The organism is uncultured Wocania sp. (genome assembly GCF_964021735.1).
GTDB lineage: Bacteria > Bacteroidota > Bacteroidia > Flavobacteriales > Flavobacteriaceae > Wocania_A.
Genome location: NZ_CAXIBN010000258.1, coordinates 1 through 2,987, shown reverse-complemented (window position 1 = coordinate 2,987; position 2,987 = coordinate 1). Strand labels below are relative to the sequence as shown.

At 32.9% G+C, this 2,987-nt stretch carries 2 protein-coding genes and 1 pseudogene; all 3 read right to left on the bottom strand.

Going from position 1 to position 2,987, the window contains the following annotated elements; all coding sequences use genetic code 11:
• Positions 1-146: 146 nt before the first annotated feature.
• The gene (gene gtfA / locus AADI82_RS14685; RefSeq protein WP_341217164.1) at positions 147-1,703 is read right to left on the bottom strand and encodes a sucrose phosphorylase; all 1,557 of its coding nucleotides are present in this window, start codon (positions 1,701-1,703) and stop codon (positions 147-149) included.
• 10 nt (positions 1,704-1,713) lie between these two features.
• A complete protein-coding gene (locus AADI82_RS14680; RefSeq protein WP_341217163.1) occupies positions 1,714-2,652 on the bottom strand; it encodes a carbohydrate kinase in 939 nt (312 codons plus the stop codon).
• Between the two features lie 27 nt (positions 2,653-2,679).
• Positions 2,680-2,987 (bottom strand): annotated as a pseudogene (locus tag AADI82_RS14675) (MFS transporter); the annotation flags it as partial.

Below are 2,987 nucleotides of genomic sequence, written 5' to 3'. Positions count from 1 at the left end.
AAAGGACTGAAAATCCTTGTGTCCCTGGTTCGATTCCTGGAGGTACCACTTTTAAAGTTTTTAAACCCTTGATTATCACATGATTTTCAAGGGTTTTTTCATTAGTATTCTTCAATATACTCTTTAATTAATGTTTTATAGATTTATTAAAGAGTTTTAGTAACCTCTCCTTCTGTATAATTTATAGTAAAATTACATGTTTTAAGATTCGCCGTAAGATGTGCGACCTCATTTTGATTAATCCACTTGATATCAATTTCTTTATCTGAAGTTTCGTTAATCCTTATTGTTCCCAAAAATGCCTTAGAAGTATTTCTTAATCTAATTAGCTCCAATTGATTAATTACAACATCTCGTTTTAAGCCGTTTTGAACATCCTGAATTGAAAGAGTACTTCTGTTTATTTCTTTATGCCCTGCACTTCCCCCAGCATCAGCAGCTTCATAATCGTTTCTACCGGCAAAAATATCTAAATACCAAACTTGTGGAATCCCAGGCATAAACATTTGAATGGCTCGGGCTAGCAACAATTTTTGTTCATCTTCGCCTAAAGCACTAAAAAATGTTGCGTTAACTTGATAATATGAAATTTTATTACCTTTTGGATCATAAAGGTTTTTTACTCTGCCTCCACGTTCCATTATTATATTCATAATGGCTTCAATCTCTTCGTCTTCAAGCAAACCTTTATTATAATAACCATTAACAGATTTGCCTTTTAAATCGAGTACAGGAATACCATCATGACAACCTAACATATTAACCGTTTTGTAGCCTTTACTAATGATTTCTTTAGCCCACTTTATAAGTGCTTTACTATTACTATTTTCAATGGTATGAATAGTTAATCCTGGTAAGAAAAAATCGTAAATTTGATATCCTTCATTGGCTACTTCATCATGTAAATGCATGCCGTATTCTGCATGAATTTCTGGTAAAAGTGTTAAATCTTTTTTATCTGCTATTTGTTTAATACGCTCTAAATACTGCCAAGTACCAGGTTTATTAAAAAAGTTTGATTGCCCAATTTCTTTATGTAAATAAGCAAAAGCATCTAACCTTAAAATTTTACATCCAAATCTTTTAACTTTTTGCAATGTTTCTTCGTAAAACTCCCAAACGAGTTCAGATTTTGCATTGACATCCATTTGACCTAAAAAAGTATTATCGTCATTTATCTTTTGATAAAAGGTATTCCAATACGGTTGCGTAGAACCGTCAGGAAAAGGCACTTTTAAAATTGGAAGCCCCGATTTTCTCATGAATAATTTATCGAGAAATTCTTTTTTTGGGATGATAATACCATCATCACCCATGATTCCGTTTCCTTCCCAAAAGCTATTCCAATTGATAAAAAAGTCTTTATATTTTGATTGGTCTCCGTTTTTCAGCAAATCTTTAAATTGAGGCGATGCTACTGATAAATGATTTAATACAATATCAAACTTTAGTTGAATATTAAGGTCTTCGAGTGCTTTTAAATCGTCTTCTGCAACCAGTTCTTTATTAATATCATAGTCTATAATAGAGAAGCCTCTGTCTAAATCGCTATTAAAAAACGTTGGCAGCACATAAAACAACGAAAAAACATCTTTAAACTCAGGCATTTTAAGCATTCTTATAGTATCGCTTAATTTCTCACCAATACTATCTGGGTATGCATTAAGCATAACGCCATTACTAATAATAGAATCTTTTGACATAATAAAAGCGTTATAAAAGTTCTGATAATATGTTAATGTTATCTGGCAATCTCCCCACGTTTTGAAGTTTTAAAGCAGCTAATTGCAAAGCCACTTCTAAACATTTTTCAATAGGTTTTTCTTTGATATAAGCGAACAAAAAACCGGACCAAAATGCATCTCCTGCTCCTGTTGCGTCCTGAACCACATCAATTTGTATGGCAGGCATTTGAAAGATTTTCTTCCCTTTTTGAGATAACTTAACACCTTTACTTCCCAGAGTTAAGCACACCGTATCAACACCTTCTGAATGGAAAAAATTAAATATGTCTTCGTGTGGCATTTTTTGTTCAAAAAGCCTGAGCATATCATCTTCACTAATTTTAACCAAAGGATTAAATTTACAATATGCCTTTATAACGTCGAGTGCCTCTTCTTGACTATCCCATAACTTTTTAGCATAATTTACATCAATGCTTAATTTGCATCCTAAATTAAATGCTTCCTTGGCTTTTTCTAAAATAGTGGATTGTCCAGGTTGTTTGCTTAATGCAAAACAGGTTGTATGGAAAATATTGGCTTTTAATAGTAACTCCTTAGAAATTTGATTCTCCGTAATAAAATAATCAGCCTCTCTAAAGGGAATAAAATCCGGTGTACCATCTGTTCTAGACACAAAAATAACACTTGTTGGTTTATTCTCAAGCTGTTTAATATAACTTGTAATAACCCCAACACCTTCTAATCTTTCAAAAATATAATCTCCAAAGCCATCCTTCCCAACCGTAGCCACCATAACAGATTTTAGTCCTAATCTGGCTGAATTCATTGCTACATTGGCCGGAGAACCTCCCAAGTATCTGTGATAATCTCTTGTATTGTTGATAAGTACTTCTGTTTGATGTCCTATGAAATCAACTAGCACTTCTCCAACACAAAGAATGTCTATCTCTTTATTATTGTTTTTCAAAACTATTTTTCTTTTCTTAATTATAAATTAATGTCCACCACCACTAGGAATGACTTCTCTTTCATCTTCATCAATAGATTTTGGTTGCTTAAGGCGTAATCCCAATACACCTGCTATGATAAAAAATACGCCACCAAATATTATGGCATTAACCGCACTATTATTCAACAGGTTTTTTACAATAGGCCCGAATGTTACCGTTTGAATTCCCATTGGAATAACAATCATCATATTCAATATGCCCATATAAACACCACGGCGTTCTTGAGGCACAATTTTTGACACCATAGAATAAGGAATACCCATCATAGCTGCCCAACCTATACCAAATAAAA